Raw genomic sequence first — 3,883 nt, forward strand, 5'->3', positions numbered from 1 at the left:
GGCCGATCCCCACGCCCTCCGGCGCCACCATCCGCACCGCCGATCTCCCCACCTACCCCTTCCAACGCGAGCGCTACTGGCTCAAGCCCGCCACCGGCACCGCCGGCGCGGGGGCCCTCGGGCTGACGGCCATCGAGCACCCGATGCTCACCAGCCAGACCGAACTGCCCAACGGCCGGGGCTACCTGTTCACCGGCCGGCTCTCCGCCGACAACCCGGCCTGGGCCCCGGAGCACGAGATCTACGGCACGTACATCCTGCCGGGCGTCTCCTTCGTCGACCTGCTGCTGCACGTCGCCCGGATCGTCGGCTGCGACCAGATCGAGGAGCTCACCCACCGCACCTTCCTGGCGATCCCCGAGCAGGGCGCGCTCCAGGTGCGGCTGGCGGTCGACGCCGCGGACGAGTCGGGTGCGCGCGGCTTCGCGCTGTACTCGCGCGCCGAGGAGGCCGAGCCCGGCACCGACTGGACCCTGCACGCCACCGGCTCCCTCGCGGTGGGCGAACCGGCCGGCGCGTTCGAGCCGTTCGAGGAAGGCGACTGGCCGCCCACGGACGCCACGCCGCTGGACATGACGGAGTTCTACACCCGAATCGTCGACGCCGGCTTCGGCTACGGGCCTCTGTTCCGCTCGCTGCGGGCCGCCTGGCAGGACGGCGACACCACCTACGGCGAGGTCGCCTTCCCGGCCGACGCCGACGCCGGCGCGTACGGGGTCCACCCCGGCCTGCTGGACTCGGCACTGCAACCGGCCGCGCTGGTGCTGGGCGCGACCCCGGTCGAGGACAGCATCCGGGTGCCGTTCTCCTGGAGCGGCGTCGCCATCCACTCGGTGGGCGCGACCCGCCTGCGGGTCCGGCTCTCCCGGCCCACGCCGGACACCGTCTCGCTGGACATCGTCGACCACACCGGCGCACCCGCGATCACCATCAGCTCGCTGGCGATGCGCGCCGTGGCGACCGACCAGATGGCCGCCGCCGCCCAGGCGACCACGGCGCTGGAGCTGTACCAGGTCGACTGGGCGACACTGCCCGCCCCGGCCCCGGCGGCCACTGCCGAGCGGCACTGGGCGGTGCTCGGCGACACCGCGCTGACCGAGACCCTGCGCCGCACCGACGCCACCGTCACCGGATACCCGGACGTGCGCTCGCTGCGCGCCGCCCTCGGTGCCGACGGGCAGGCCGCAGCCCCGCAGCTCGTGCTGGTCCCCGCTCTGGATGACCCCGGCGTCACCGCGGGACGTGCCCACCGGATCACCGCCGACGTCCTCACGGCCCTCCAACAGCTGCTCGCCGACGAGACGTTCACCGCGAGGATCGCCGTGGTCACCCGCGGGGCGGTCCCGGTCGGCGACGAGCAGCCGGCCGACCTCGGCGGCGCCGCCGTCTGGGGCCTGGTGCGCACCGCGCAGTCCGAGAACCCCGGCCGGATCGTCCTGGTGGACCTGGACGACGCGCCCGCCTCGGCCGCCGCCCTGCCCGCCGCCGTCGAGCTGGACGAGCCGCAACTCGCCCTGCGGGACGGCGAGGTGGCCGTCCCCCGACTCACCCGGGCGGCCGCGGCCGAGCGGACCGGGCCAGCCTTCGACACCGACGGGACGGTCCTCGTCACCGGCGGCACCGGCGCCCTGGGCTCGATGCTGGCCCGGCACCTGGTGGCCGAACACGGCGTGCGGCACCTGCTGCTCACCGGTCGGCGCGGCCCGGACGCCCCGGGAGCCGCCGAACTGTCGGCCGAACTCACGGAGTCGGGGGCAACCGTACGGATCGCCCGGTGCGACGCGGCCGACCCGCAGGCGCTCGCCGAGTTGCTGGACGCCGTCCCGGCCGCGCACCCGCTGCGCGCCGTCGTACACTGCGCGGGTGTCCTGGACGACGGGACGATCCCGGCGCTGACCGCCGAGCGCATGGACACCGCCCTCACCCCCAAGGCGGACGCCGCCTGGAACCTGCACACTGCCACCCAGGGCCTGGAACTGACGGCCTTCGTCCTCTACTCCTCGGTCGTCGCCACGCTCGGTGCCCCCGGCCAGGGCAACTACGCGGCCGCCAACGCCTACCTGGACGGCCTGGCCGCGTACCGCCGGGCCCAGGGCCTGCCCGCGACCTCGCTCGCCTGGGGCCTGTGGGCCGAATCCGGCGGCATGGGCGGAGCGCTCGGCGAGCAGGAGCAGCAGCGCATGGCCCGTACCGGCGTCGTCCCGATGCCGGACGCCCAGGGCCTGGCCCTGTTCGACGCCGCGCTCGCGCACGACCGGGCCCTGCTCGTCCCCGCCCAGCTCAACGGAGCCGGCCTGCGGGCCCAGGCGAGCGCCGGCACCGTCGCGCCGATCTTCACCACGCTGTACAAGCCGCGTCCGCGCCGTGCCGCCGAGGCCGGCCCCGCCGTCGGCGAACACGGTCTGGCGCAGGAGCTGGTGGCCCGCAGCGACGCCGAGCAGGGTCCGTTCCTGCTCGACTTCCTCGGCCGGCACATCGCCACCGTGCTCGGCCACGACCCGTCCGCCGCGATCGACCCCGAGAGCTCGTTCAAGGACCTCGGCTTCGACTCGCTGACCGCTGTCGAACTTCGCAACACCCTCAGCAAGGCGGTCGGCATCCGGCTGCCCGCCACCCTGACCTTCGACCACCCGACGCCCGGCGCGATCGCCCGCCACCTGCGGGAGGAGCTGCTCAGCTCGGCCGTTCCGCAGGTCAGGCCGGCCGGCGGCGCCACCGGCCGCAGCCGGACGCCGAAGAACGACGACCCGATCGTGATCGTCGGCATGGGCTGCCGCTTCCCCGGCGGCGCCGACACCCCCGAGGCGCTGTGGCGGCTGGTCGCCGACGAGGTCGACGCGGTCGGAGACTTCCCCGACAACCGCGGCTGGGACCTCGACGCACTGTTCGACCCGGACCCTGAGGCCATCGGCAAGACCTACGCGCGCCAGGGCGGATTCCTCTACGACGCCGACGAGTTCGACGCCGACTTCTTCGGCATCAGCCCCCGCGAGGCGCTCGCCCTCGACCCCCAGCAGCGCCTGCTGCTGGAGACCAGCTGGGAGGCCATGGAGCGGGCCGGCATCGTGCCGGGCACCCTGCGCGGCAACCAGATCGGCGTGTTCGCGGGCGTGATCACCCAGGAGTACGGACCGCTGGTGCGCACCGGCACCGAAGGCGTCGAGGGGTATCTGCTCACCGGCTCCACGGCGAGCGTCGCCTCCGGCCGGCTCTCCTACGCCTTCGGGTTCGAAGGCCCGGCCATCACCGTCGACACCGCGTGCTCCTCCTCGCTGGTGGCTCTCCACCTGGCCGTCCAGGCCCTGCGCAACGGCGAGTGCACCATGGCCCTGGCCGGTGGCGTCACCGTGATGGCCAACGCGGGCATGTTCCTGGAGTTCAGCCGACAGCGCGGGCTCGCCCCCGACAGCCGGGCCAAGTCCTTCTCCGGCGCGGCCGACGGCACGATCTGGGCCGAGGGCGCGGGCATGCTGCTGCTGGAGCGGCTCTCCGACGCGAAGGCCGCCGGGCACCAGGTGCTCGCGGTCATCCGCGGTACGGCCGTCAACCAGGACGGCGCCAGCAACGGCCTCACCGCCCCCAACGGGCCGTCGCAGCAGCGGGTCATCCGCACCGCGCTCGCCGACGCCCGGCTGTCGGCGGACCAGGTCGACGCGGTCGAGGCGCACGGCACCGGTACCAGGCTCGGCGACCCGATCGAGGCCCAGGCCCTGCTGGCCACCTACGGGCAGCAGCGCGATCCCGAACGGCCGCTCTGGCTGGGCTCGTTGAAGTCCAACATCGGCCACGCGCAGGCCGCGGCGGGCGTCGGCGGCGTCATCAAGATGGTCGAGGCGATGCGTCACGGCGTGCTGCCCCGCACCCTCCACGTGGACGAGCCCAC

At 74.6% G+C, this 3,883-nt stretch carries 1 protein-coding gene; it reads left to right on the forward strand.

Annotated features, from left to right (window positions below; translation table 11 throughout):
- A partial coding sequence (locus ACFV1W_RS40260) for an SDR family NAD(P)-dependent oxidoreductase (protein ID WP_380422503.1) occupies positions 1-3,883 on the forward strand: 3,883 nt, incomplete at both ends.

The organism is Kitasatospora sp. NPDC059648, from assembly GCF_042734825.1.
Classification (GTDB): Bacteria; Actinomycetota; Actinomycetes; order Streptomycetales; family Streptomycetaceae; genus Kitasatospora.